Genomic DNA, 393 nt, shown 5'->3' on the forward strand with positions numbered 1-393 from the left:
TCAAGTTGCCCAAACTCGGATTGGTCCGCTTTGCGAAAAGTCGCGAGGTGGAAGGCCGTATGTTAAGCGCCACCGTTCGACGTAACGCTACAGGGACATACGTTGTTTCGATTTTGGTTGAAACGAATGTCTGCGATCAACCTAAGACCCGTTCTTCTGTTGGCATTGACGTAGGATTAAAAGATTTTGCGATCCTCTCGGACGGAACCGTGTACAAGAATCCACGTTTCCTGCGGGCCCTTGAAACGAAATTGGCGGATGCACAACGCATCCTATCCAGACGTAAAGAGAAAGCACAAAAAGAAGGGAAGCCTTTAGGCGAAGCGAAAAACTACCAGAAACAGAAACGGAAGGTCGCTCGTATCCATGAAACGATCGCCAACGCACGGACGG

1 protein-coding gene is annotated in these 393 nt (G+C 49.6%); it reads left to right on the plus strand.

The features are described 5' to 3' along the window. Positions 1–393, plus strand: a 393-nt coding sequence (locus AVZ68_RS19490; protein WP_157404777.1) for an RNA-guided endonuclease InsQ/TnpB family protein, incomplete at both ends; no start/stop codon positions are given.

The sequence above is a fragment of the Shouchella shacheensis genome (assembly GCF_001484965.1).
Lineage (GTDB): Bacteria > Bacillota > Bacilli > Bacillales > Bacillaceae_D > Shouchella > Shouchella shacheensis.